This window comes from Streptomyces sp. NPDC021115 (assembly GCF_044333065.1).
Taxonomy (GTDB): domain Bacteria; phylum Actinomycetota; class Actinomycetes; order Streptomycetales; family Streptomycetaceae; genus Streptomyces.
Genome location: NZ_JBIRQF010000004.1, coordinates 752,186 through 776,417, shown reverse-complemented (window position 1 = coordinate 776,417; position 24,232 = coordinate 752,186). Strand labels below are relative to the sequence as shown.

The 24,232-nt window shown below is 72.1% G+C and carries 13 protein-coding genes; 8 read left to right on the top strand and 5 right to left on the bottom strand.

Annotated features, from left to right (window positions below):
* Nucleotides 1-348: 348 nt before the first annotated feature.
* Nucleotides 349-900, bottom strand: a complete 552-nt coding sequence (locus ACH4TL_RS17625; RefSeq protein ID WP_398314884.1) for a MarR family winged helix-turn-helix transcriptional regulator — start codon at nt 898-900, stop codon at nt 349-351.
* Between the two features lie 146 nt (nt 901-1,046).
* Between ACH4TL_RS17625 and ACH4TL_RS17620 the strand changes: the two genes are divergently transcribed.
* Nucleotides 1,047-2,354, top strand: a complete 1,308-nt coding sequence (locus ACH4TL_RS17620) for an MFS transporter (RefSeq protein WP_398314955.1) — start codon at nt 1,047-1,049, stop codon at nt 2,352-2,354.
* 41 nt (nt 2,355-2,395) lie between these two features.
* Here ACH4TL_RS17620 and ACH4TL_RS17615 read toward each other — a convergent pair whose 3' ends face one another.
* Both ACH4TL_RS17615 and ACH4TL_RS17610 read right to left on the bottom strand, forming a co-directional pair.
* Nucleotides 2,396-4,348, bottom strand: coding sequence for a SpoIIE family protein phosphatase (locus tag ACH4TL_RS17615; protein ID WP_398314882.1), 1,953 nt, complete (start codon nt 4,346-4,348; stop codon nt 2,396-2,398).
* A 235-nt stretch (nt 4,349-4,583) separates the two neighbouring features.
* The gene (locus ACH4TL_RS17610; protein ID WP_398314881.1) at nt 4,584-5,954 is read right to left on the bottom strand and encodes an NAD(P)/FAD-dependent oxidoreductase; all 1,371 of its coding nucleotides are present in this window, start codon (nt 5,952-5,954) and stop codon (nt 4,584-4,586) included.
* A 306-nt stretch (nt 5,955-6,260) separates the two neighbouring features.
* On the opposite strand from ACH4TL_RS17610, the gene ACH4TL_RS17605 reads away from it, so the two are divergent.
* Nucleotides 6,261-7,115, top strand: coding sequence for a TetR/AcrR family transcriptional regulator (locus tag ACH4TL_RS17605; protein WP_398314879.1), 855 nt, complete (start codon nt 6,261-6,263; stop codon nt 7,113-7,115).
* Nucleotides 7,116-7,258: 143 nt separating this feature from the next.
* Here ACH4TL_RS17605 and ACH4TL_RS17600 read toward each other — a convergent pair whose 3' ends face one another.
* Entirely contained in the window at nt 7,259-10,834 is a 3,576-nt protein-coding gene (locus ACH4TL_RS17600; protein WP_398314953.1) for an AfsR/SARP family transcriptional regulator, read from the bottom strand.
* Nucleotides 10,835-11,463: 629 nt separating this feature from the next.
* Nucleotides 11,464-13,551 (bottom strand): asparagine synthase-related protein, encoded by a 2,088-nt coding sequence (locus ACH4TL_RS17595; protein ID WP_398314877.1) that lies wholly within the window; start codon nt 13,549-13,551, stop codon nt 11,464-11,466.
* A gap of 852 nt (nt 13,552-14,403) precedes the next feature.
* Between ACH4TL_RS17595 and ACH4TL_RS17590 the strand changes: the two genes are divergently transcribed.
* The 6 genes from ACH4TL_RS17590 (at nt 14,404) to ACH4TL_RS17565 (ending at nt 24,225) form a co-directional block, all read left to right on the top strand.
* Entirely contained in the window at nt 14,404-15,876 is a 1,473-nt protein-coding gene (locus ACH4TL_RS17590; RefSeq protein ID WP_398314875.1) for an MFS transporter, read from the top strand.
* A gap of 222 nt (nt 15,877-16,098) precedes the next feature.
* Nucleotides 16,099-17,304, top strand: coding sequence for an L-2-hydroxyglutarate oxidase (gene lhgO / locus ACH4TL_RS17585; RefSeq protein WP_398314873.1), 1,206 nt, complete (start codon nt 16,099-16,101; stop codon nt 17,302-17,304).
* A 116-nt stretch (nt 17,305-17,420) separates the two neighbouring features.
* Complete coding sequence (trmB, locus tag ACH4TL_RS17580) at nt 17,421-18,302, top strand: tRNA (guanosine(46)-N7)-methyltransferase TrmB (protein ID WP_398314871.1); 882 nt, start codon at nt 17,421-17,423, stop codon at nt 18,300-18,302.
* Nucleotides 18,303-18,366: 64 nt separating this feature from the next.
* Nucleotides 18,367-19,980 carry a PrsW family intramembrane metalloprotease gene (locus ACH4TL_RS17575; protein WP_398314869.1) on the top strand — a complete coding sequence of 538 codons (1,614 nt, stop codon included), beginning with the start codon at nt 18,367-18,369 and terminating at the stop codon, nt 19,978-19,980.
* Between the two features lie 107 nt (nt 19,981-20,087).
* Complete coding sequence (locus tag ACH4TL_RS17570; protein ID WP_398314867.1) at nt 20,088-20,993, top strand: restriction endonuclease; 906 nt, start codon at nt 20,088-20,090, stop codon at nt 20,991-20,993.
* A 91-nt stretch (nt 20,994-21,084) separates the two neighbouring features.
* Nucleotides 21,085-24,225 (top strand): DUF3427 domain-containing protein, encoded by a 3,141-nt coding sequence (locus tag ACH4TL_RS17565; RefSeq protein WP_398314865.1) that lies wholly within the window; start codon nt 21,085-21,087, stop codon nt 24,223-24,225.
* Nucleotides 24,226-24,232 lie beyond the last annotated feature (7 nt).

Here is a 24,232-nt window from a genome sequence, read left to right as displayed (position 1 = left end):
CCGGGCGCTTCCCTCCGGCCCTTCCGGGCCTTTCGTGTTTCCAACCTTACCAGATCCGTTTTCCGTTCCGTTTCCGGTCCGAATTCCGTTTCCGGCCCCCTGTTGGAGCGGGGTGTTTCGCGCCTTCCGGCGTGTTCACTACTTTAGCGGATTCCCCCGGAAGCTCATAATCGAGCTTTTCGGTCCGGATTTCGGCATGCCGAAGTCGTTCCCGATTGGGGGTCGTGCTGAAGTGGTTTGCCGCCGGTGCGGCTCGAGTGCGTACCGACGAAGCGTTACGGCTCCGTGGCAGCTCGGGGAACATTACGGATCGGTCTGATCGGTGTCAACCCGTGTCGGCCGAATGCCTCAACCGAGGTCGTTCAGGCGCCCGTCGGCGTCCGGTTGGGTCTCCTCCACCCGGCGCAGGACGCGGGTGAGCAGCTCGCCGAGGGCGCCGCGCTCCTCGGAGGACAGGTCCTGGAGCAGGTCTTCCTCGAAGACGGACGCCCGGCGCATCGCCTCCAGCCACTTCTCGCGTCCGCCGGTCGTCAGCTCGACGATGACGCGCACGCGGTTGTTCTCGTCACGCTCCCGGGTGACGAGCCCCTCGTTCACCATGCGGTCGATGCGATGGGTCATGGCGGCCGGGGTGAGGCCGAGCCGCTTGGCCAGTTCGCCGGGGCCCAGCTGGTACGGGGAGCCGGACAGGACGAGGGCCTTGAGGACCTCGAACTCGACGTTGCTGATGCCGAGGGTCGATGACTGCCTGCTGTAGGCGACGTTCATCCGCCGGGTGAGCCGGCTCAGGGCGTTGACGACCTGCTCGACCTGCGGGTCCAGGTCCTGGAATTCGCGCTGGTAGGCCGCGATCTGCTCCTCGAGGGTCAGCAGGTCGTCCGGGTCGGGGGTCTCAGCCATGGGCGGAGTATGGCACGGAAGTCGTTCGCACCGAAGTTCTTCGCCGTGTACTCTTAATCATCGAAATTTAGCTTCGAAGTGTTGAGGCTTCGAGTACATGGGCTTCGTCCGACTCCGTACGACCTTCTCGACCTAGGTAGGTGAGTGTGACCACCGCGATGGGCGCAGCGCTGCGCCGGATCCAACTGGGCAACGCGCTGAGCGCGTTCGGCAACGGCTTCACGGTCCCGTTCCTGTTCGTCTATGTGGCGCAGGTGCGGGATCTCGGTGCGGATACGGCGGGCCTGGTGCTCGCGATGTTCGCGGTGGCCGCGCTTGTCGTGCTGCCCTTCACCGGTCGGGTGATCGACCGGCGGGGGCCGCTGTCTGTTGCCGTCGCGGGTGCGGTCGCCTCCGCCGTGGGATCGCTGGGGCTCGGCCTGGCGGCGAGCGAGCCGATGGTCCTCGCCGCGGCCGGGGTGCTCGGTGCGGGCATGGCGGTGATCCAGCCCGCGCTGGCCACGCTGATCGTGTGGTGCTCGACGCCCGCGACCCGGTCGCGCGCCTTCGCCATGCAGTTCTTCCTCAGCAATCTGGGGCTGGGCGTCGGCGGGCTGCTCGGCGGGCTGCTGGTGGACACCTCGTCCCCGGTGGGCTTCGTGCGGCTGTTCGCGATCGACGCGGTGATGTTCCTGGTGCTGGGTGCCGCGGTGGCGACCGTACGGCTGCCGAAGGGGCCGACGCTCGACGGTGCGGTGCCGACCGATGCGTCCTCCGGCGGGGCGGGCGGCTGGCGGGCCCTGCTGGGGCACCGGGCCATGGTGCAGCTGTGTGTGCTGGGCTTCGTGCTGTTCTTCGCCTGCTACGGGCAGTTCGAGTCCGGTCTTTCGGCGTTCGCGGTGGACGTCGCCCAGGTGTCCCCCGCGATGCTGGGCGTGGCGCTGGCGGCGAATACCGCGGCCATCGTGCTGGCGCAGTTCGTGGTGCTCAAGCTGGTCGAGCGGCGGCGGCGCAGCCGGGTGATCGCGCTGGTCGGGCTGGTGTGGACGGTCGCGTGGGCGGTGGCCGGGAGTGCCGGTCTGGTGCCGGGCAGCCAGGTCATGGGCACGGCCGCGATCATCTCGGCGTATGCGCTCTTCGGTCTGGGCGAGGCGATGCTGTCGCCGACCGTCGCGCCGCTGGTGGCCGACCTTGCGCCGTCGTCCCTGCTCGGGCAGTACAACGCGGCGTTCTCCCTCGTGAAGCAGTTGGCTCTGGCGATCGGCCCGGCAGCCGGCGGGCTGATGGCGGGGGCCGGTCTGTGGGGGACGTACATCGCGGTCCTGGTCGTCTGCTCGCTGGGCATATCGGTGCTCGCGCTGCGGCTGGGCGGGCGGCTGTCGGCGCGGCAGGACAATCCGCTGCGCGGGGCCGCCGGGGCCTCGGTGCCCGCGCCGCGTTCGGAGTCGTCCGCTCCGGTGACCACGGCGGCCTGACCGGCCGCCGTAACCCCCGGCTCTTCACCCCGCCGGAAGGCTCAGGTGCCTCCGGTGGGGAGGGCGAATTCGCACCACACCGCCTTTCCGCCGCCCGGTGTGCGGCGGGAGCCCCAGGAGGAGGCGATGGTCGCGACGATCGAGATGCCGCGGCCCGCCTCGTCGACCGGTTCGGCCCGGCGGCGGCGCGGCAGATGGTCGTCGCCGTCGGTGACCTCGATGATCAGGCGCCGGTCGGTACGGCGCAGCCGCAGCCGCATCGGGGGCGTGCCGTGCTGGAGGGAGTTGGCGACCAGCTCGCTGGCGGCGAGCACGCCCAGGTCGCGCAGCTCCATGGGGAAGCGCCAGCTGGCGAGGACGCCGGAGGCGAAGGCCCGGGCGCGTGGGGCGGCTTCCACTCCGCCGAGGAGTTCGAGGGCGGCGTTGTGGAACAGCTCCGCGTCATGGCCGGTGCGGGCCGGGTGCTGGAGGACCAGGACGGCGACGTCGTCGTCGTGCGCCGCGGTGATGCCGAGCGCCCGGATGAGGCGGTCGCACATCACCTGGGGGGTGCCGGTCGCGCCCGCGAAGACGCGCTCCAGCGCGGCGACGCCGTCGTAGATGTCCTTGTCGCGCCGCTCCACCAGCCCGTCGGTGTACAGGACGGCGCTGGCGCCGGGGCCGAGCGGGACGGACCCTGAGGTGTGCAGCCACCCTCCGGTGCCCAGCGGCGGTCCTGTGGGTTCGGCGGCGCGGCGCACGGTGCCGTCCGGGTCGCGGACCAGGATCGGCAGATGGCCCGCCGAGGCGTAGACGAGTCGGCTCTCGTTGGGGTCGTGGACGGCGTAGACGCAGGTGGCGATCTGGTTGGCGTCGATCTCGGCGGCCAGTCCGTCGAGGAGCTGGAGCACCTCGTGCGGGGGCAGGTCGAGTCGGGCGTACGCGCGGACGGCGGTGCGCAGCTGGCCCATGACGGCGGCGGCGCGGACGCCGCGCCCCATGACGTCGCCGATGACGAGGGCGGTGCGGCCGCCGCCGAGGGTGATGACGTCGTACCAGTCGCCGCCGACCGCCGCGTCCTTGCCGCCGGGCTGGTAGGTGGCGGCGACCCGCAGGTCGTCGGGCTGTTCGAGCTCCTGTGGGAGGAGGCTGCGCTGAAGGGTGACGGCGGCCTCGCGCTGGAGCCGCTCGCTGGCGCGCAGCCGCTCGGCGGACTCGACCTGATCGGTGACGTCGGCGCCGAAGACGAGGACGCCGCGGACCGGTTCGGCCGGGGCCTCGGTGCCGGTCAGGGTGGTCTGCGCCGCGATGGCAACGGCCGGGTCGAGGACCGCCGTGTCGGTGCCCGCCATGTCGGTGCCTGCCATGTCGGGGACGGCCCCGTCGTGGGCGGGAGCGGGCACGGGGTCGGGCGCGCGGGCCGGGCCGGGGACCGGGGCGGCCATCTCGATGGGCGAGCAGGTGAAGGTGTAGTACCCGTGCCGCGACCGCCCGGCGGCCTCGGTCTCGGCTTCGGCGCCCGGCGCGGAGCCGGGACCCGGCTCGGGGCCCGCGGGGACGCGGCGCGCCTTGACCGTACGGGGTGTGCCGCTGCGCAGGACCTGGTCCATCAGCGACAGCAGGCCCAGCTCGCGCAGCTCGGGCAGGGCCTGTCCGGCGGGGACGCCGCGGGTGCGGTGGCCGAACAGGTCGGCGTAGGCGTCATTGACGTAGGCGATGCGGTGCTCGGGTCCGTACACCACCGCGACCAGGGCCGGGACCTGGCCGAGGACGTCGTGGACGGACAGCCCGTCAAGGGTCGGGACGGCTGCGGGCGGCGGGATGTCGGGGGCGCTGCCGGGGGCTCCCGGCAGCGGCGGCTCGCCCGCGGCGGAGGGGTCGGTGCGCTCGCCGCGGGCGGCCGGGACGGAGCCGCCGCCCGCTGCGGGCTGCGGACGCCGCGCGGCACGGTCGGACCGCGCGGCGCTGCGTCGCTGCGTTCGGGGGAGCCGGGCGCTCCAGCGCGTGAAGTTCACTGCGGATTACCTCGTGGGGTGGTGGCTGAGCAGCGCGCCGGCGCGGGATCGGGGAGAGGGTTGCGGGTGCGGGGGACGGCCCCCGGGGGAATGCAGCAAACTTCCGAATCCTCGCGATTGTCACTCTTTGCAGATACGAGCCCACCCATGGTCACACGACCAGTGTGGCCGACCGGACTGACATCCGTGAGACGCCGATCGTGGGAGGGGAGTTCCCGACTCCGCCCCGATGGGGTCAACTGGCTTCGGGATGGCGTCCGGTGTCCGCGGCGAGCTTGAACTCCGCGCGCGGGTTCTCCAGCGATCCGAGCGAGACGATCTCCCGTTTGAACAGCCCGGACAGGATCCATTCGGCCAGCACCCGCGCCTTGCGGTTGAAGGTCGGCACCCGGCTGAGGTGGTAGACGCGGTGCATGAACCAGGCCGGATAGCCCTTCACCTTGCGCCCGTACAGATGTGCGACGCCGCGGTGGAGGCCGAGGGAGGCCACGGAGCCGGCGTACTTGTGCTCGTAGTCCGTGAGCGGTCTGCCGTCGAGTGAGGCGAGCACGTTCTCGGCGAGGACCTTGGCCTGGCGGACGGCGTGCTGGGCGTTGGGGGCGCAGACGGCGCCGGACTCGGCCGCCGTGCGGTCCGGTACGGACGCGGCGTCCCCGGCGGCCCAGGCGTGCTCCACGCCCTCCACTTGCAGCGCCGCGGTGCAGGTGAGGCGGCCGCGGGAGTTCAGCGGGAGGTCGGTGGAGGCGAGGATGGGCGCCGGTTTGACGCCCGCGGTCCACACGAGGGTGCGGGTGGGGAAGCGCGAGCCGTCACTCAGTACGGCGACCCGGTCCTGGCAGGAGTCGAGGCGGGTCTCCAGCCGTACGTCGATGTTGCGGCTGCGCAGCTCACGGACCGCGTAGACGCCCATCTCCTCACCGACCTCCGGGAGGATCCGGTTGGTGGCCTCGACGAGGATCCATCGCAGGTCCTCGGGCGCGATGTTGTGGTAGTAGCGCACGGCGTACCGGGCCATGTCCTCCAGTTCGCCGAGCGCCTCGACGCCCGCGTAGCCGCCGCCGACGAACACGAAGGTCAGCGCGGCGTCGCGGATGGCGGGGTCGCGGGTGGAGGACGCGATGTCGAGCTGTTCGAGGACGTGGTTGCGCAGCCCGATGGCCTCTTCGACGGTCTTGAAGCCGATGCCGGTCTCGGCGAGGCCGGGGACCGGGAGGGTGCGGGATACGGATCCGGGCGCCAGCACCAGCTCGTCGTAGTGGACGTCGATCGAGCCGGTGCCCTCTTCCTCGGTGGCGAGGGTTCTGATGGTCGCGGTGCGTTTGCCGTGATGGATCGCGGTCGCCTCGCCGATGATGACCTGGCAGTCGCCCAGGACACGACGCAGCGGCACCACGACGTGGCGCGGGGAGATCGATCCGGCCGCTGCCTCCGGCAAGAAGGGCTGATAGGTCATATACGGCTCGGGGTCGACCACGATGACCTGTACGGCGCCGTGCCTCAGCTCCCGCTTGAGCTTCCGCTGGAGGCGCAGCGCGGTGTACATCCCGACGTAGCCGCCGCCGACAACGAGAATGCGCGCTGGTTCCTTCACCCTCCCATGAGGCATGCGCGACCGCGGTTTGTCCACAGCCCCGACCAATTGTGTGACCGGAGGTCCGGAACTGCCCCGGGGTAGGACCCTGGTGCCGAGCGGGGCATATGCGCAGGTCAGGTCATGGTCACCGGGGGTTGGGCGGGCCGGGAGGCGGGGTAAGGTGGCCTGGTGGTCCGGTTGGGGGACGGTCTGTCCCGACCTACCCTCTTCATTCTTGACCTGGGCTCAACTATGTTCGTACTTCGTCGGGGTTGTGACTGCCCCGGCTGACAGGGCGGGGAGTCTCCGGGGGGAGACGTCATTACCGGGGGATCACTTATGCACCTTCAGGGTTCGTCATGGTCCGCAGCCGTCGCGTCCTCGGACGGGAACGGCGGCCGGAGCACTCCGCTGCGCGTGGACGCGCAGCGCAATCTGGAACACGTCCTGCGGGCGGCGCGCGAGGTCTTCGGGGAGCTGGGGTACGGCGCTCCGATGGAAGACGTCGCGCGGCGGGCGCGGGTCGGGGTGGGCACCGTCTACCGGCGGTTCCCCAGCAAGGACGTCCTCGTCCGCCGCATAGCGGAGGAGGAGACGGCGAGGCTGACCGATCAGGCACGGGCGGCGCTCGGGCAGGAGAACGAGCCGTGGTCCGCGCTGGCCCGGTTCCTGCGCACCTCGGTGGCGTCCGGCGCGGGCCGGCTGCTGCCGCCGCAGGTGCTGCGGGTCGGGGTCGACGCGGAGACGGAGATCCGGGTTCCGCAGCAGCGGCAGGTGGCGGCGTTAGCCGGCCCGGCACCGTCTGCGGTGCCGTCGGCCGCGTCGGCAGCTGTGCCGTCGACGGCGGTGCAGCCGGGGGTGGTGCCGTCCGCGGCGGTGCCGTCGGCCGCGATGCCGTCCGCGGCGATGCAGTCGGCCGGTGCGCAGCCTGAGCTGCGGCTGGTCGAGGAGCCGGGCGTGCCGCAGACCGAGCCGGACGACGCGGGGGCGGCGGCGCTGCTCCAGGTCGTTGGGCAACTGGTCGAGCGGGCGCGGGCCGCGGGCGAGCTGCGCCCGGATGTGACGGTCGCCGATGTGCTGCTGGTGATCGCCACGGCGGCGCCGTCGCTGCCGGACGCGGCGCAGCAGGCCGCGGCGTCGGCCCGGCTGCTGGACATCCTGCTGGACGGGCTGCGGTCGCGGCCGGTGGGGTGACCGGGGGGAGCCACCTTCTGAGCCATTCCTGACCGATCCGTTCGCCGGGTGCTCTCTGCCCGGCGAACGGCGTTTCGGGTTCGTGGTGCGCGTTTTCCCCGTACGGGTGAACGTATGCGCCCCGTGCTCGGGTCCCGCTCGGGTCAGCGGGTGGCGTCGGCCTCGGCGTCGTCCCCGAAGGGGGCCAGGACCTCTTCGACCAGGGCGATGGCCGCCTCGGCGGTCAGGGCCGTGGCCTCCTCGCGCAGTGTCCCGGCCTCGGCGGTGCCCAGCGCCGCGGCCGACCGCGCCTCGGTCTCCCGGACCTCCGTGAGCGCCCGCGGGGTGCGCGGCAGCCGCCCGCGCCAGCCGTCGGCCGCGCCCAGCAGCCGGACGGCGAGCCGCTCGTGGCCGTGCCGCACCAGGATGTACGCGGCGCACTCCGCCTGCTCGGCCAGCAGCGCCTCCGTACAGCCCACCTCGACGCCCTCGCGGAGGGCGTCGCGCAGCGTGCGCAGCCCGCCCCACGGATCGCCCTGCTCGGCACTGATCCGGCCCTCAAGACCCTGGACCAGGACCCAGAACTGCGGCGGCGGAGTCGCTTTGACAGCCTGCCGCCGGGCGTCCTCGCAGTGCGCCCGTGCCTCGGCCGGATCGCCGCGCAGCAGCTCGATGTGGCCGCGCAGCAGGCTGTTGAAAGCCCGGACGTCCACGGCGCCCCAGCGCTCGGCTTCCTGCTCGGAGTGGTCCAGCAGCTTCGCCGCGCCCTCGGTGTCCCCGGAGGTGAGGGCGAGGTCGGCCACCCGGGTGATGAGGAACGGCACCTCGGTGTGCGCGCCGATCTCCCGGGCCAGCCGCTGCGCCTCCGCGTAGGCGGCCCGCGCCTCGGAGAACCGGCCGCGCAGCGAGGCCATCTCGCCCCCGGCGCTCTCCACCTGGGCGAGCATCCAGCGGTCGCCGACGCGTGCGCTCAGCTCGCGCAGCTCGGCGTAGTCGGCCTCGGCGCGCTCGATGCCGCTCGACGTGTCGATGGCGAGGTGGGCGCGGAACATGAGCGTGACGCCGAGCGCCCAGTCGTCTCCGTTCTCGCGGCAGTTGGCCACCGCCTGGTCTATCAGTGGGATCATCGCGGGGTGGCCGTCGAGGATGTATCCGGCGAACGGCCACAGCAGACCGGGGAAGCGGGCGCTGCGCGGGCCCGGGTGGCTGCCGTAGGCGTCGCGGGTGTGCTGGGCTATCAGCCGCGTCTCGGGGTCTTGCACGTCCGGGCCGTGACCGGAGTCGGCGAGCAGGAAGAACCGCAGCAGCCTCAGGTCCATGTGGTGCCAGTAGCGGGTGGCGGCGGGGTCGTGCCCGTCGGTGCCGTCCGGCGGGGCGGGCGGCATGTCCGTCGCCGGTCGGCCGCCGTCGCGTTCGCCGTCGCGTTCGCGGTCCGGGACGGGGTCGAGGGTCAGGGCGCGGTGGGCCCAGGCGGCGCCCTCGTCGAGGTAGTTGCGCACCCACCAGAACCAGCCCATCGCGAGGATGATCGCGATCGAGGATTCCTCGTCGCGGGCTGTCAGGGAGCGGTGCAGGGCGGCCCGGATGTTGTCGAGGTCGGTCTCGACGCGGCGCATCCAGGGCAGCTGTTCGGCGGAGCGCAGCCGGGGCTCGGCGGCGCGTACGAAGTCCCTGAAGTGGGCGATGTGCCGGGCCGAGGCACCGGCGTGGTCGGCGCGGGCGGCGTCGTCCTCGGCGGCGCGCTCGCCGACGTACTCGTGGATCGTCTCCAGCATGCGGTAGCGGGCCTCGTCCAGCGGTCCGCCCGGCGGGTGGTCGACGGCCAGCAGGGACTTGTCGGCCAACGCCCCGAGCAGGTCGAGCACCTCCGGGGGCGCGATGGGGGCGGCGGTGTGCGCGGGCGCGGGCGGCGGGGTGTGCGCGCGGGTGTCGGCAGGGGCGCACGCACCGGCGCGTATGGCCTCACGCCCCGGCGCGTCCGCGCAGACGGCCTCCGCCGCGGCCAGGCTCCATCCGCCCGCGAAGACCGACGCCCGGCGCAGGACGGTGCGTTCCCGTTCGTCCAGCAGGTCCCAGGACCAGTCGACCACCGCCCGCAGGGTCTGCTGGCGCGGCAGGGCGGTCCTGCTGCCGTTGGTCAGCAGATGGAACCGGTCGTCGAGGCGGTCGGCGATCTGGCGCGGGGTCAGCAGCCGCAGCCGGGCCGCGGCCAGCTCGATAGCCAGCGGCAGCCCGTCGAGGCGGCGGCAGATCTCCGCGACCGCCGCCGCCGTGTCCGGGTCCCCTGCCGGGTCGAAGCCGGGCCGTACGGTCGCGGCGCGCTCCGCGAACAGCTGGTGGGCGGGGGCGGGCGGCAGCGGCTCCACGGGCCGTACGGTCTCGCCGGGCACGCCCAGCGGCTCCCGGCTGGTGGCCAGCACGGTGACGCCCGGACAGTGCGCCAGCAGCGCCTCGGCGAGCCGGGCCGCGGTGTCGATGACGTGCTCGCAGTTGTCGAGCAGGAGCAGCAGACGGCGGTCGGCGCAGTACTCGACCAGGCGGGTGGTCGGGTCGACGTGCTCCGGCCCGCCCGTCCGGCCGTCGAGCCCGGTGGCGAGCAGCGTCGTCTCGCGGCGGCCTATGGCGCTCAGGACAGCGCCGGGGACGGCGGAAGCGTCGTCGAGGGAGGCGAGTTCGACCGCCCAGATGCCGTCCGGGTAGGCGGCCGGATGGGTGGCCGTCACGGTCGCGGCGGCCTCCTCGGACAGCCGCGTCTTGCCGGAACCGCCGGGTCCGGTGAGCGTGACCAGTCGGGAGCCGTCCAGGTCCCGGCGGAGGGCGCCGATCTCGCTCTGGCGGCCGACGAAGCTGGTGAGTCGGGCCCGCAGGTTGCCGGGCGGCGGCACCGGGGGCGGGGCGGGGCGCGGCTCCCGGTCCGGGGCGCGGTCGCCGTCCCGGTCGGCGGCGGGTGGCTCCGGCGTGGGTGTGGGGCCGGTCGGCGGCGGTGTGGGACCGGTCTGTGGCACCGGCCCGCCCAACAGCAGTTGCCGGTGCAGCTCCCGCAGTTCCGTCCCCGGGTCGGTGCCGAGCCGGTCGGCGAGGAGCGCGCGGACCTCCTCGTACGCGGCAAGGGCGTCGGCCGAGTGCCCGGCGGCCCGCAGCGCGCGCATCAGCTGTGCGTGGAACGTTTCGTCGAGCGGATGGTCCGCGACCAGCTCGCGCAGCTCCGGCACCACGTCCGCCGGGCGGCCGCGGGCGAGGTCGGCGTCGATCCGGCGGTGCAGCGCCGCCAGCCGCAGCGCCTCGGCGCGGGCGGCGGCCGCGTCCCGCTCGGGCAGATCGGCGAGCGCCGGTCCGCGCCACAGCGCGAGCGCCTTCCGGAGCGTGGTGGCGGCGGTGTGCGGGTCACCGGTGTCGAGGGCGCGTATGCCGTCGTCGGCCAGCCGCTCGAAGAGCAGCAGGTCGACGTCGTCCCGGGGCGCGGCGGTCGCCAGACGGTAGCCGCCGGGAGAGGAGACCACGGCCTCCCGCCCGATCGCCCGCCGCAACCGGCCCACCAGCGCCTGGAGCGCGGCGGGCGCGTCGTACGGCGGGTCGGTGGCCCACACCTCGTCGATGAGGACGTCGACGGGTATCGGCCCGGGACGCGCGGCACGCAGGGCGAGCACGGCGAGCAGCGCGCGGATCCGGGGGCCGCCGAGGTTCAGCGGGTTCCCGTGTTCGTCGCGCGCTTCGGTGGTGCCGAGGATGAGATACCGCACGGCGGTCATTCTCCTAGGTTTGCCGTGGAAGGGGACGCTCCACCACGAGCGGGTCGCACACACGGACGACCGCGCGGCGCGTGCGGTGCCGGTACGGCCGCCGTGACCTGGTCACGGCGGGCCGCCAGAGCGATGGCCAGAGGCCACCGTAGTGCCGAGCCGCCACGCCGAGTGCCCGGCGGCGCGGCGGCCGAGGGCGACCGCCGCGGCGGGGACTCGACGGGTGCCCGTACGGCGTCCGGAACCGCCGGGGCACCCGCCTGACGCGGCGTCGCGCACGCCCCGGGCCGGGGCGCCGCGTTCGGCGGTCCACCTCGGCGGCCCGGCGCCGCGAGGCTTGCCCGTACGGGTGGGACGGCGCGACGCCCGGCTCGTACGGCAGCTGCCCCGACGGCCAACACCGCACCCCGAACCGGCGGCGCAGCGCCCGCTCGTGCGACGACAGCCCGGAGAGCCGCCTCCGCACCCGCCCCAGCTGCCAGGGCAGCACGCACCGTGGCCACCTCGGCGGCACCGCGGCCGTAACGCCGACGCGACGGGCCGCCCGGCAGCGACGGGGCCGCGCGGCACCCCGACCCGCGCAAGCGGCGCCGCGCGCCCCGGTGTCGCGCCGTGCGCCCCATCTGCCGTCACAGGCTGGGGCGTGGCACCACTCCGCCCGCTACCGCGCGTTGGCGGGGGGCTGCTGTGCCCGTCCAGCAGGTGCCGCGGCGGGACAGGAGGCGGCGGAGCCAGACTTCGGTGGAGACCAGTTCGGCCAGGCCGTCCAGGGGGAGCCGTTCGCCCTCGGCCGCGGCGCGCAGCGCCTTGCGGACGACGCGGGCCTCGATGAGCCCGGCGTCGGCCAGCAGGGGCGCGTCGAAGAGGGTGACGAGGTCGCCGAGCCAGGTGCGCAGGCCTGCCCGTACGGACGCGGCATGGGCGGCGTGGGAGGTGGCGCCCCAGCCGGTGGGGAGGTCGCGGATGCCCGCTCCGGCGAGGACCGTACGCAGGACGGAGGCGCGCGCTCCGGGCTGGACGCGCAGCGCTTCGGGGAGCGCGCGGCAGGCGCGTACGACCTGGTTGTCGAGGAAGGGGGCGTGCAGCCGCTGGCTGCGCACCTCCGCGGCCTGTTCGAAGACGCGGTGGTCGGCGGCGTAACGGGCGAGGGCGGCGTCGGCGCGGCGTTCGCCGGGGCGGCGCAGGAGGACGGGGCGCAGCGCCGCCTCTTCGAGGCGTACGGACACCTCGGCGAGGGCTTCCCCGGTGAGCCAGCGGGCGGCGGGGCCCGGGCGGCACCAGGCGAGGGAGGCGAGCGAGGCGGAGACGGCCCCGGCGGCCACACCCGCGCCGTCGTCGATGAACCGGCGCTCGAGGAGGCGCGCGGCGGCCTCCTGCACGCCGTCCCGGTAGGAGGTGCGGGCCAGGCGGCGGGCGGCGCGGTAGACGGTGAAGGGGACGAAGAAGGAGTGGGCGTTGGGCCCGTCTGCCTTGGCGAGGGCGGTGGTGGGGCGCAGCAGATGGCGTCTGCGGCGGTCGAGCAGCAGGTCGGCGAGGCGGGCCGGGTGGGCGTCGAGCACCTGGCGGGCGCCGTGGCCGACGAAGTGGTCGGCGCTGCCCGCGGCGAGGCGGCGGCGGTGGCGTTCGGCGATGACGAGGGAGGGTCCTGGCTCGTCGGTGAGGGCGCCCATGTCGAGGGCGGCGTAGGGGAGGGCCTCTTCGCCCCCGGCGACGACCACATGGTGCAGCCGGGGGTTGGCGGCGATGGCGCCCGCGCGCTCCAGTTCGGCCTCGCGGCTGCGGGCGCCGCCGGTGGTGGCGAGGTCGTTGAAGGTGACGGCGAGCAGGCGTTCACCGGCCTCGGTGCCGTGGCCGAGGAGGGTGCCGGGCATGCCGGGGAGCCCGGCCGCGAGCAGGGCGAGCGTGGCGGAGGCGCTGCCTCCGGACAGGTCGGCGCCGAGGCCGGGGGCGGGGGCGCCGCGGGCGGCGCGGCGTTCGGCGGGGCCCATGCCGGGGACGGGCCCGGGGTCGAGTCCGTCGGTGGCGGGGGCGTGGCGGGGTGCGGTGAGGCGGACGCGTACGGCGTCGAGCAGGGCGTCCCGTACGCCCTCCACGGCCTTGTCCTGGTCGAGCGGGGGCGCGGCGACGGCGAGCGAGGCGGTGGGCTCGTAACCCGTGACGTCGCGGGCGCCGTCGCGCAGGACGAGCGCGTGCCCGGGCGGCACCCGTCTGACGCCCATGTAGGGCGTGCCGTCGCCGACGGCCTCCGGGGAGTCGGGGCAGGCGAGGAGCGCACCGAGGTGGCTGACGTCGAGCTGGGCCTCGATGAGGTCGGCGAGCGGGAGCGCGGCGGTGGCGTACGCGGTGCCGCCGGACCAGTCGGTGTGGAAGACGGGCCGGGCCCCGGCCAGGTCACCGGCGATGGTGATGCGGCGGCCGACCTGGGCGACGGCGGTGTAGCTGCCGGGCCAGGCGGTGAGGTGGCGCAGGGCGCCGCCGCGGGCGGCGAACAGCCCGACCCGCAGCTCCTCGTCGGTGGCGCCGCAGCAGCCGAAGACGGCGAGCCGGGTGAAGGGGTCGGCCTGGACGACGCGCACCTCGTCGGGCCGCCAGTCGCCGACCGCCCACAGCGGATCGGGGTCGGACCACAGGAGTTGGGCACCGACGGGCTGGATCGCACGGCCTTCCGGGGGGACCGGGCCGGATGCGGTACTGCTCCACCCCACCAACCACCGCATCGCCGCCTCCACAGGCTGTGGGCATCCAGGGCAACCAAGAAGTAGGTGCCATCATGCACAGCATGTTGACGGTTTCGACATCGAACCGGACAACTACGTGGATCTCTTGGATGTCCCTTGACCGCAGATGACCGCGGTGATCCCCGGAGTTGAACAAGGTCCGTCACCGGTCACGACGCACCGTTCCGCCGTGGCCCATGCTGCCACGACCGGGGCGCACAACAGCGCAAGGACGCCGCCGTGTGTGCGAGGAGCCGCCAACACGGCGACAGGGAAAGGGGCTTCTCCGGAGCTAAGAGGGCTTTCCAGGGAAAAGAGGGAACCTTGGGAAAAGGGGCTCGGGAAAAGGGGCTTCCCGCGCCGGGCCTCCCCCTCCTCGGCCCGCCGCGGGAGCCCGGCACCGACAGGCGTGATCCGGCCAAATTCGCCGTGGCGCGCTCGGCGGTCTTGCGGATGCCCCGCCATCACCCGGACCGCCGCGCGCCATTCGCCTCAGCTCGCCTCCGCGTCTTCCCAACACGACAGTCCGGGAGGCGGCTTCCGCCTCCCGGACCGTTCCGCCACCCGCGGGGAATGAGGCGGCGGCGTCCCCCAGCCCACTGGATCCAGTACAGCGGGCCGACCCACGCAGGTCCTATCGAAACGTTCTCGCCGCGACTGAGACAGAGCGCACACACGGGCGCACAGCCACACACACCGGGAGCACGCGTCACGCCCCGCACGCCCGTTCGTACAAGAATCTCGCCATCCGGGACACCACCTCTTAACGGTCGGGATGCGGCGAACTACGCTGGGTTTACGAATGCCCCGCGCCCATGCCGGGGCGGCCGTCGGTGCTGTCGAGGGGTGCGCATGTCCAGGGAGCCACGCGGGCCGAACGAGAAGCTCGGCACCGTTCTCGCCCTCGCTGGGATCAGCAATGCCGGGCTCGCGCGCAGAGTCAACGACCTCGGCGCCCAGCGTGGTCTGACCCTTCGCTACGACAAGACGTCGGTAGCGCGCTGGGTGTCCAAGGGCATGGTGCCCCAAGGCGCCGCGCCCCATCTCATTGCTGCCGCTATCGGGAGCAAACTCGGCCGTCCCGTTCCGCTCCACGAGATCGGCCTCGCCGACGCCGATCCGGCCCCCGAGGTCGGGCTCGCGTTCCCGCGCGACATCGGCCAGGCCGTCCGCTCCGCGACCGAGTTGTACCGGCTTGATCTCGCGGGTCGGCGCGGCGGGGTGGGTATCTGGCAGAGCCTGGCCGGATCCTTCGCGGTCAGCGCCTACGCCACCCCTGCCTCCCGCTGGCTCATATCCCCGGCCGACACCTCGGTCGCGCGCGGGCCCGAGGACGCCTCGCCCGAGGACGCGGCCGCCGGTGCGGACGGCGGTACGGGCGGCAGCGGCGCCGCCGACGCCTTACCGCAGCGCGTCGGCCACAGCGACGTCACCAAGCTGCGCGAGGCCGCCGAGGACGCGCGCCGCTGGGACTCCAAGTACGGCGGCGGCGACTGGCGTTCCTCCATGGTCCCCGAATGCCTGCGGGTCGACGCGGCACCGCTGCTGCTCGGCTCGTACAGCGACGAGGTCGGCCGCTCCCTCTTCGGCGCCACCGCCGAACTGACCCGGCTCGCCGGCTGGATGGCCTTCGACACCGGCCAGCAGGAGGCCGCCCAGCGGTACTACATCCAGGCGCTGCGCCTCGCCCGCGCCGCCGCCGACGTCCCGCTCGGCGGGTACGTGCTGGCGTCGATGAGCCTCCAGGCCACCTACCGCGGCTTCGCCGACGAGGGCGTGGACCTCGCCCAGGCCGCCCTGGAGCGCAACCGGGGCCTGGCCACCGCCCGCACCATGAGTTTCTTCCGGCTGGTCGAGGCGCGTGCGCAGGCCAAGTCGGGGGACGGCCCGGCCTGCGGGGCGGCGCTGAAGTCCGCCGAGGGCTGGCTGGAGCGGTCCCGGGCGGGCGACTCCGACCCGTCCTGGCTCGACTTCTACAGCCACGAGCGGTTCGCGGCCGACGCCGCCGAGTGCTACCGCGACCTGCGGCTGCCGCGCCAGGTGCGGCGCTTCACCGAGCAGGCGCTGGCCCGGCCGACGGAGGAGTTCGTACGGTCCCACGGGCTGCGGCTCGTCGTCTCCGCCGTGGCCGAACTGGAGTCCGGCAACCTGGACGCGGCGTGCGCGGCGGGTGCCCGGGCGGTGGAGGTCGCCAACCGCATCTCCTCCGCGCGTACGACGGAATACGTACGCGATCTCATGCACCGGCTGGAGGCGTACCGCGACGAGCCGCGGGTGGCGGAGCTACGGGAGCGGGCGCGGCCGCTGCTGGTGACGCCCGCGTGACCCGGTTCGCGGCGTTTGAGGCTTTCGCGGCCCTGTTCTTGGCGTTCGTGGCGTTCGCGTGAGCACCGGGGAAAACCCGCGTGATCTTCACGCAGCCGTCCGGATCCGCCCGGATCCCAGGCGCCGCACGGGTTTCGGGCCGCTGTCAGTGGCGCAGGTCATGATAGGGATCGACGGTCGGGCGACCGGATGGCGGTTGTGGCGCGTGGGGAGGTGCATGGCGTGACGGCGGTGGACTGCGACGTGCTGGTGATCGGGGGCGGGATCGTCGGCCTGTCGACGGCGTATGCGATCACGCGCGCCGCGCCCGGCACCCGGGTGACCGTACTGGAGAAGGAGGCGGGCCCGGCCCGCCACCAGACCGGGCGGAACAGCGGAGTGATCCACAGCGGGATCTACTACCGGCCGGGATCGCTGAAGGCGCGGTTCGCGGTGCGCGGCGCGTCGGAGATGGTGAAGTTCTGCGCCGAGCACGGCATCCCCCACGAGGTGACGGGCAAGCTCATCGTCGCCACCGAGCGCTCCGAGCTGCCGCGGCTGCACGCCCTGGTCCAGCGCGGCCGGGAGAACGGGATCCCGGTGCGCGAGCTGGGCCCCGCCCAGATAGCGGAGTACGAGCCGTGGGTGCGCGGGCTCGCCGCGATCCACGTCGGGACGACGGGCGTGTGCGACTTCGGCGCGGTGGCGGCGCAGCTGGCCCGGCTCGCGCGGGACGCGGGCGCGTCCGTGCGGTACGGGGCGGGGGTGACCCGCATCGGGCGGCGCCCCACGGCGGTCGCGGTCCGCACGGCGGACGGCACGGTGCTGCGGGCGCGGGCCCTGGTCAACTGCGCGGGGCTCCAGTGCGACGCGATCGCCCGGCTCGCGGGCGACGACCCGGGCATGCGGATCGTGCCCTTCCGCGGTGAGTACTTCGAGCTGGCGCCGTCCCGCACCTCGCTGGTCAATGGCCTGGTCTACCCGGTGCCCGACCCGGCGTTCCCGTTCCTCGGCGTCCATCTGACCCGCGGCATCGACGGCGGCGTCCACATCGGCCCCAACGCGGTGCCCGCGCTCGCCCGCGAGGGCTACGCCTGGCGCACCGTCCGCCCGCGCGAGCTGGCCGGGACGCTGGCGTACCCGGGCTCCTGGCGGATAGCCCGCCGCCACTGGCGGTACGGGGCGGGCGAGCTGCGCCGGTCCCTGTCCAAGCGCGCCTTCACCGACGCCGTCCGCCGGCTGCTGCCGGATGTGACGCCCGACGACCTGATACCCGCCCCGGCCGGGGTGCGCGCCCAGGCGGTGCTGCCGGACGGCACGCTCGTGGACGACTTCCTGATCTCGCAGTCGCCCCGCGTCGTCCACGTCCTCAACGCCCCCTCCCCCGCCGCCACCGCCTCCCTCCCGATCGGCCGGGAGGTCGCGCGGCGCGTGCTGGAGACGCTGTGAGCGGCCGCGCGGCGGTCGGCGCCGGGTAGCCGGGGGCGGGGCCGCACCCCGTCACCTTCGGCCCCGGGCCCACGCCGCGGCGGACCGCCCAGAGGCCGTCCCGTAGGCCGCGTTCCATGGGCCCGCCCGGTGGGATCGCCCCCGCCCGTAGAATCGGAAGCACTGTGTCCGAGAACTCCACCGCCCCCGATTCCCGCGCGGAGCGCGACCGCACCGCCCCCGCCACGCCCGCTGCCCCGGTCGCACCCGCTGACCGCGACCGCGGGGAGCCGCGGTTCCCCGGCGGGCCCGTCGCCGATCCGGCCGGGTCGCACCATGAGCGCCGCATCCGGTCCTTCCGTCCCCGGCGCGGCCGGGTGACCGTCGGCCAGGGCGAGGCGCTGCGGCGCCTGTGGCCGCAGTGGGGGCTGGACATCGACGGGCTGCACCGCCTCGACCTCGGCAAGCTCTTCGGCGACCCGGACCTGCCCGTCGTCCTGGAGATCGGCTTCGGCATGGGCGAGGCCACCGCGCAGATGGCCGCCGCCGACCCCGGCACCGGCATCCTCGCCGTCGACGTCCACACCCCCGGCCAGGGCAATCTGCTCGCCCTCGCAGAGCGCGACGGACTGTCCAACGTCCGGGTGGCCAACGGCGACGCGATCATCCTGCTGCGCGAGATGCTGGCGCCCGCCGCCCTCGCCGGGCTGCGCGTCTACTTCCCGGACCCCTGGCCCAAGAAGCGCCACCACAAGCGGCGGCTGCTCCAGCCCGAGTTCGTCGAGCTGGCCGCCACCCGGCTGCGCCCCGGCGCGCTGCTGCACTGCGCGACCGACTGGGAGCCGTACGCGGAGCAGATGCTGGAGGTCCTGACCGCCAGCCCGTCCTTCGACAACACCCGGCCCGACGGCGGCTACGCCCCGCGCCCGGACTTCCGCCCGCTCACCAAGTTCGAGTCGCAGGGGCTGAACAAGGGGCATATCGTCCACGACCTGATCTTCCGTCGCAACGAGGCATAACGCCCCTGCGCACATGGGGATAATCACGCAGTCCGCCGCTCCCCCGTTCGTTAGGGTCGGTCGAGTGCATCAGTCCCCGTCCCCCCACCAGCCGCCCGATCCGCAGGTCACGCCGTACGACCAGCAGCCGTGGTTCGACGGCACGGCCGCATCGGGAGGCTGGCCGCACGCGCCGCACCCGGGGCATCCGGGACACGCGGGGCATCCGGCGGGGCCGTGGGGCAGGACGAGCCGGTTCAGCCGCCTCTGGGACAACAAGGCCCTGCGCGCCACCGCGCTCATCGGGCTGCTGTCGCTCTCCGGCCTGGTCATCCTGGCCCTCGTACGCGAGCAGACCGGCACCAAGGGCTTCCTGGTGGGGCTCGGCCTCGCCGTACTGCCCGTACCGCTGATCATCTCGGTGTTCCGCTGGCTCGACCGCGTCGACCCCAAACCCTGGCGGAACCTGATCTTCGCCTTCGCCTGGGGCGCGTGTGCCGCGACGCTCGTCGCGCTCATCGCGAACGGCTTCGCGACCGAATGGCTCATGACGACCATCGCGGACTCCTCCTCACCGGGCAGCAGCCGAGCCGACGCCGATGCCTGGGGGGCCACGCTCATCGCGCCGTTCGTGGAGGAGAGCGCCAAGGCGGCCGCCGTGCTGCTCCTCTTCGTGTTCCGACGACGCGACTTCAACGGCATCGTGGACGGCGTCGTCGTCGCCGGAATCACCGCCACCGGGTTCGCCTTCACCGAGAACATCCTCTATCTCGGCTCGGCGTTCGTCAGCGACCAGGAGTTCGGCTACTCGGGCATCCAGTCCACCACCGCCGCGACGTTCTTCATCCGCGGGGTGATGTCCCCCTTCGCGCATCCCCTGTTCACCTCCATGACCGGCGTCGGCTTCGGCCTGGCCGCCGCGGCCGCGAGCCACCAGCGCGTCCGCCGCGTCCTGCTGCCCATCGCGGCGCTGCTGGCCGCGATGGTCCTGCACGGCCTCTGGAACGGCTCGTCCACCCTCGGCGGCTACGGCTTCATCATCGTCTACGCCGCCTTCATGGTCCCCGTCTTCGGGCTGCTGACCTGGCTCACCATCTGGTCGCGCACGAGCGAGCTGCGCACCGTACGCGAGCAGCTCACCGCCTACCAGGCGGCCGGGTGGTTCACCCCGACCGAGCCGATCGCGCTGTCCTCGATGCGCGCCCGCGGCATCGCCCGCGACCTCGCCCGCCGCACCCAGGGCTCGGCGGCGGCCCGCACGGTCGGCGAGTACATCGCCTCCGCGACCTCCCTCGCCTTCCTGCGCCGCCGCGCGTACCGGGGCACGGCGGGCCCGGACTTCACCACGCGCGAGCGCGAACTGCTCGACGCCCTGTGGGAGCGCCGCGAGACCGCCCAACCGGCCCTGGCCCACGCGGCCCTCTCCCTCCCCCTCCCCTACCCGGGCCCACCCCAGGGCCCCCTCCCCCCGCCGTACTGGCCCTCCGGCGGCTACGGATACGGCTACGGCACCCCGGGCCCGGGTTACGGCTACGGCACCCCGGGCCCGGGTTACGGCTACGGCACCCCCAGCCAGGGCTACGGCTACGGCCCCCAGCCCCCGAGCGCCCAACGGACCCCGCACCCGACGTACGCCTTCCAACCGTCGTACGCCCCACAGCCGCCGCAGCTCCCGGCGGGCCCGCGGGGTCAGCTCTAACCCTCCGGGCGGACAACGCCAGGCATCACCGGGCCACGCCTCCCGAGATCATGCGCTTATATGACTAACGTATGGGTCGACCTTGGTTGATGGATCTTGGGGGACCCATGTGGGACATAGCGCTCGGCGAGGAACGCAAGCGGACGCTGATACAGGGCAAGTACGGCGGTAACTCCCAAAAGGGGATCGCCCACTCCAACTCGTCGGCGAACGTTTTGCTGTTCAGCAACCCCAAGCGTGGCCACAAAGTCGGCTACTTCGACGGCTGGGGCACAGACGGCTGCTACCACTACACCGGCGAGGGCCAGAAGGGCGACCAGCGAATGGCCCAGGGGAACCTGGCCGTTCTTCAGCACGTCCAGGATGGGCGCGCGCTGCGCCTGTTCGAGGCAGCATCCAGGGGCGTCTACACGTACCTCGGGGAGTTCACCCTCGCAGACCCTCCCTGGTACTACCGGGACACGCTCGACGCGAAGGACGAGCTGCGCAGCGTGATCATGTTCCGTCTCAAGCCGATCGGACAGGCGGCCGACCTCGGCGAGGATCTCTCGTTCACACCGCACGATCAAGACGTGATCGAAGACGTCGAAGTCGAGCAACACCAGACGGAGCGCACAACCGTCAGCTCGAAGAACAAGCAACACGAAGCTGAGCGGCGTGAGGCGCCCTTGGTCACGAAGTATCGCGACTACCTGGAAGCGCAAGGCCACACCGTCAAGCGCAAGAAGATCATCCCGGCGGGTGAGGTAAGGGCCCTCTACACCGATCTGTACGACGTCACCGACGACGCTCTCATCGAGGCCAAGGGCACGGTGGCCCGCGAAGCCGTGCGGATGGCCATAGGACAGCTGTATGACTATCGGCGCTACATCTCACCCCAGCCATCGCTTGCCGTCTTGCTGCCCACACGCCCCCGACAAGATCTAATTGACCTGTGCAACATGTCGGGCGCAGCGGTGATCTGGCCCGTGGGCGAGGTCTTCGAGAGCAGCGCCGCAGATCACCTGCACTGATGCTCGTCTGCCTGAAGTCGAGCAATTCACGCGCAGTGTCAGTGCCACTTGGTACAACATCCATGCCACAAAGCGACGAGGGGATGTTGCGATGGTCGAGCACCTTGCGGGCCAGGCCACACCAGTACCTGGCTTGTACGAGCGGCTGATCACCTCTCGCATCGAGGACCAGCTGAAGGCCCTAGACGCCGCAGGGTGGAAGACCATCCAGCAGAAGGTCGGCGAGCACTCATCCCCTCACGTGCTCGCACGCCACGTAGCCGACACGGTGCGGCAGATCTTCACCAACCTGTCCCCTGATGAGCAGGTCATCGCGGCCAACCACGTACTTGATTCGATCAGCACGCTCGACGGGGCCAAGGAGTGGGTGGACCTGATCGCGGACGGGCCTCGGCAGCTGATCGCCGTCGCGGAGCAGGAGGCGCCGGGCGTCTACTCCGTGCGCCCGGCGACGCCGCTCTCCGAGACGGCGCTCATCACCAACTCCCCCGAGGATCCGAACCTGGGGTTCGAGCTGCGAGCCGAGTTGGCCACCGCGGACCGGGTGGACCTGCTCTGTGCGTTCGTGAAGTGGCACGGCCTGCGCGTCCTGGAGGAGTCGCTGAAGGCGGCCCGAGATCGTGGGGTGCCGATCCGCGTCATCACAACCACCTACATCGGAGCCACCGAGCGGACCGCCCTGGATCGGCTCGTCAGGGAGTTCAACGCCGAGGTCAAGGTCAACTACGAGCTACGATCCACCCGGCTGCACGCCAAGGCCTGGCTGTTTCGGCGGAACAGCGGCTACGACACCGCGTACGTGGGGAGTTCGAACCTCTCCAGGACCGCACTGCTCGACGGCTTGGAGTGGAACGTCCGCCTCTCATCGGTAGCGACGCCGCCGGTGTTGAAGAAGTTCGAGGCCACCTTCGACTCGTACTGGAGCGAGCCCTCCTTCGAGACGTACGACCCCGACAGCGACGGCACTCGACTCGAAGAAGCGCTCACCCGGGCTAGCGGAAAGCAACGGACCGGCACCCACGCCATCAGCCTGTCCGGCCTCGTGGTACGCCCATACCCGCATCAGCAAGACATGCTCGAACGGCTCGACATCGAGCGGGACATCCACGATCGGCACCGGAACTTGCTCGTCGCGGCCACGGGTACCGGCAAGACCGTCATGGCCGCGCTCGACTACAAGGCGCTGAAGAGGAAGCACCAGGGGCGCCCGCTCAATCTCCTCTTCGTCGCACACCGCCAAGAGATCCTGAAACAGTCGCTACGGGCCTATCAAGAGGTGCTCGATGATGCGAACTTCGGGGAGCTCCTTGTCGGTGGGGACAAGCCACACGACTGGACGCATGTCTTTGCTAGCGTCCAGTCCCTCAATGCTCGCTCGCTGGAACAACTCGCTCCCGACCACTTCGACGTCGTCGTCATCGATGAGTTCCACCACGGCGTTTCACCGACCTACCGACGCATCATCGATCACTTCGAGCCGCTGGAGCTTCTGGGCCTGACGGCCACCCCAGAGCGCATGGACGGCCGGAACGTCCAAGACGAGTTCTTCGACGGCCATATCGCCGCCGAGATGCGCCTGTGGGAGGCGCTGGAGAATGACCTGCTCAGCCCCTTCCACTACTTCGGCATTGCCGACAGCACTGACCTCGAAGGACTCACCTGGAAGCAGGGTTCGTACGACACGGGCGAGCTGGGCCAGCTCTTCACGGGAAACCATGCGCGCGCTCGTCTCATCGTGAAGGCCGTGCAGGAAAAGGTGACGGATCCCGGCGCCATGCGGGCGCTGGGCTTCTGCGTCACCGTTTCGCACGCTCACTTCATGGCCGACTTCTTCCGCCAGGCTGGCATCAGCGCCCAGGCCCTCGATGGATCCACCCCCACTGCGGAGCGTACCCAGGCCCTGAATGACCTCCGTAACGGCACGCTACAGGTCCTGTTCTCGGTCGACCTCTTCAACGAAGGGCTCGACATCCCCGACGTGGACACCCTGCTCCTGCTGCGCCCGACCGCCAGTGCCACGGTGTTTCTCCAGCAGCTGGGCCGGGGCCTGCGACGCACGCCCGACAAGGCAGTGCTCACCGTCCTCGACTTCATCGGCCAGCACCGCAAGGAGTTCCGCTTCGAGGAGCAGTTCCGTGCGCTGACAAGCTTCACCCGCAACCGGCTCACGGAACACATCGAGCGCGACTTCCCGCAACTGCCCTCGGGTTGCGAAATCATCCTCGACCGCAAGTCCAAGCAGCGGATCCTGGAAAACATCAAGAGCCAGATCAACGTCAACGTTCGGCAGCTGACGCAAGAGGTGGCGGCATACGCCGAACCACGGCTCGATGCCTATCTCCGCGAGAGTCGCCGCGAGCTCAAGGAGCTGTATCGCAGCAACAACTCATGGACGCGTCTCTTGAGGCGAGCCCGCCTCCTTCCCGAGGAGCACCCCGAGGACGAAGAAGCGCTCCTCAAGCGCGTCTCAGCATTCCTCCATGTCGACGATCCACAACGCGTCCATGCCTACCAACGGATGCTCGCCGGTGACGCCCCGCCGTACGCCTCGCTCGATGCACCGGGGCAGGCGTACGCACGGATGCTCTTCTTCTCCCTGTGGCCACTGGGCGGAGGATTCGCCAGCTATGCCGAGGGCTTCGCGTCGTTGCGCCAGCAGAGCGCCTTCCGCAGCGAGCTGAGCCAAGTCCTCGCGTACAACCTGGAGCACACCGACCACTACCCGATCCCGCTCCTGGGCGAGCACGATGGCATCCCGCTAGCCGTCCACGCCTCCTACAGCCGCGAGGAAATCCTGCCCGCCCTCGGCCAGGCGGATGTGGGCGGCTTCATGCCGGGCAACTTCCGCGAAGGCGTGAAGTGGTGCGAAGGGCTTCGGACCGATGCGCTCTTGATCACCCTTGAGAAAGACGACAAGGACTTCTCGCCGCAGACCCGATACAAGGACTATGCGATGAGCCCAGATCGCTTCCACTGGGAATCGCAGAACCAGACGTCAGAAACCTCGCCCACCGGCCAGCGCTATCAGCACCATCGGGAGCGCGGCACCCATGTGCTGCTCTTCGTGCGGCGTTACAAGAAGACCGACATCGGCGGGCCTCAGCCATGGATGCTGCTCGGCCCCGCGACGTACGAATCCCACGAAGGCAGCAAGCCCATGGGCATCGTCTGGCGGCTCCAGCATCAACTGCCTGCCGACGTCTGGACGTACTCGGCCATCGCAGCGGGGTAGCCGCCGC

Bases quoted from the DNA above. Each gene is read 5' to 3' on its own strand.
- ACH4TL_RS17570 (WP_398314867.1), top strand. From the start codon at position 20,088: ATGTGGGACATAGCGCTCGGCGAGGAACGCAAGCGGACGCTGATACAG.
- ACH4TL_RS17610 (WP_398314881.1), bottom strand. From the start codon at position 5,954: ATGCCTCATGGGAGGGTGAAGGAACCAGCGCGCATTCTCGTTGTCGGC.
- ACH4TL_RS17565 (WP_398314865.1), top strand. From the start codon at position 21,085: ATGGTCGAGCACCTTGCGGGCCAGGCCACACCAGTACCTGGCTTGTAC.
- ACH4TL_RS17590 (WP_398314875.1), top strand. From the start codon at position 14,404: ATGTCCAGGGAGCCACGCGGGCCGAACGAGAAGCTCGGCACCGTTCTC.
- trmB (WP_398314871.1), top strand. From the start codon at position 17,421: ATGGGCCCGCCCGGTGGGATCGCCCCCGCCCGTAGAATCGGAAGCACT.
- ACH4TL_RS17605 (WP_398314879.1), top strand. From the start codon at position 6,261: ATGCACCTTCAGGGTTCGTCATGGTCCGCAGCCGTCGCGTCCTCGGAC.
- ACH4TL_RS17625 (WP_398314884.1), bottom strand. From the start codon at position 900: ATGGCTGAGACCCCCGACCCGGACGACCTGCTGACCCTCGAGGAGCAG.
- ACH4TL_RS17595 (WP_398314877.1), bottom strand. From the start codon at position 13,551: ATGCGGTGGTTGGTGGGGTGGAGCAGTACCGCATCCGGCCCGGTCCCC.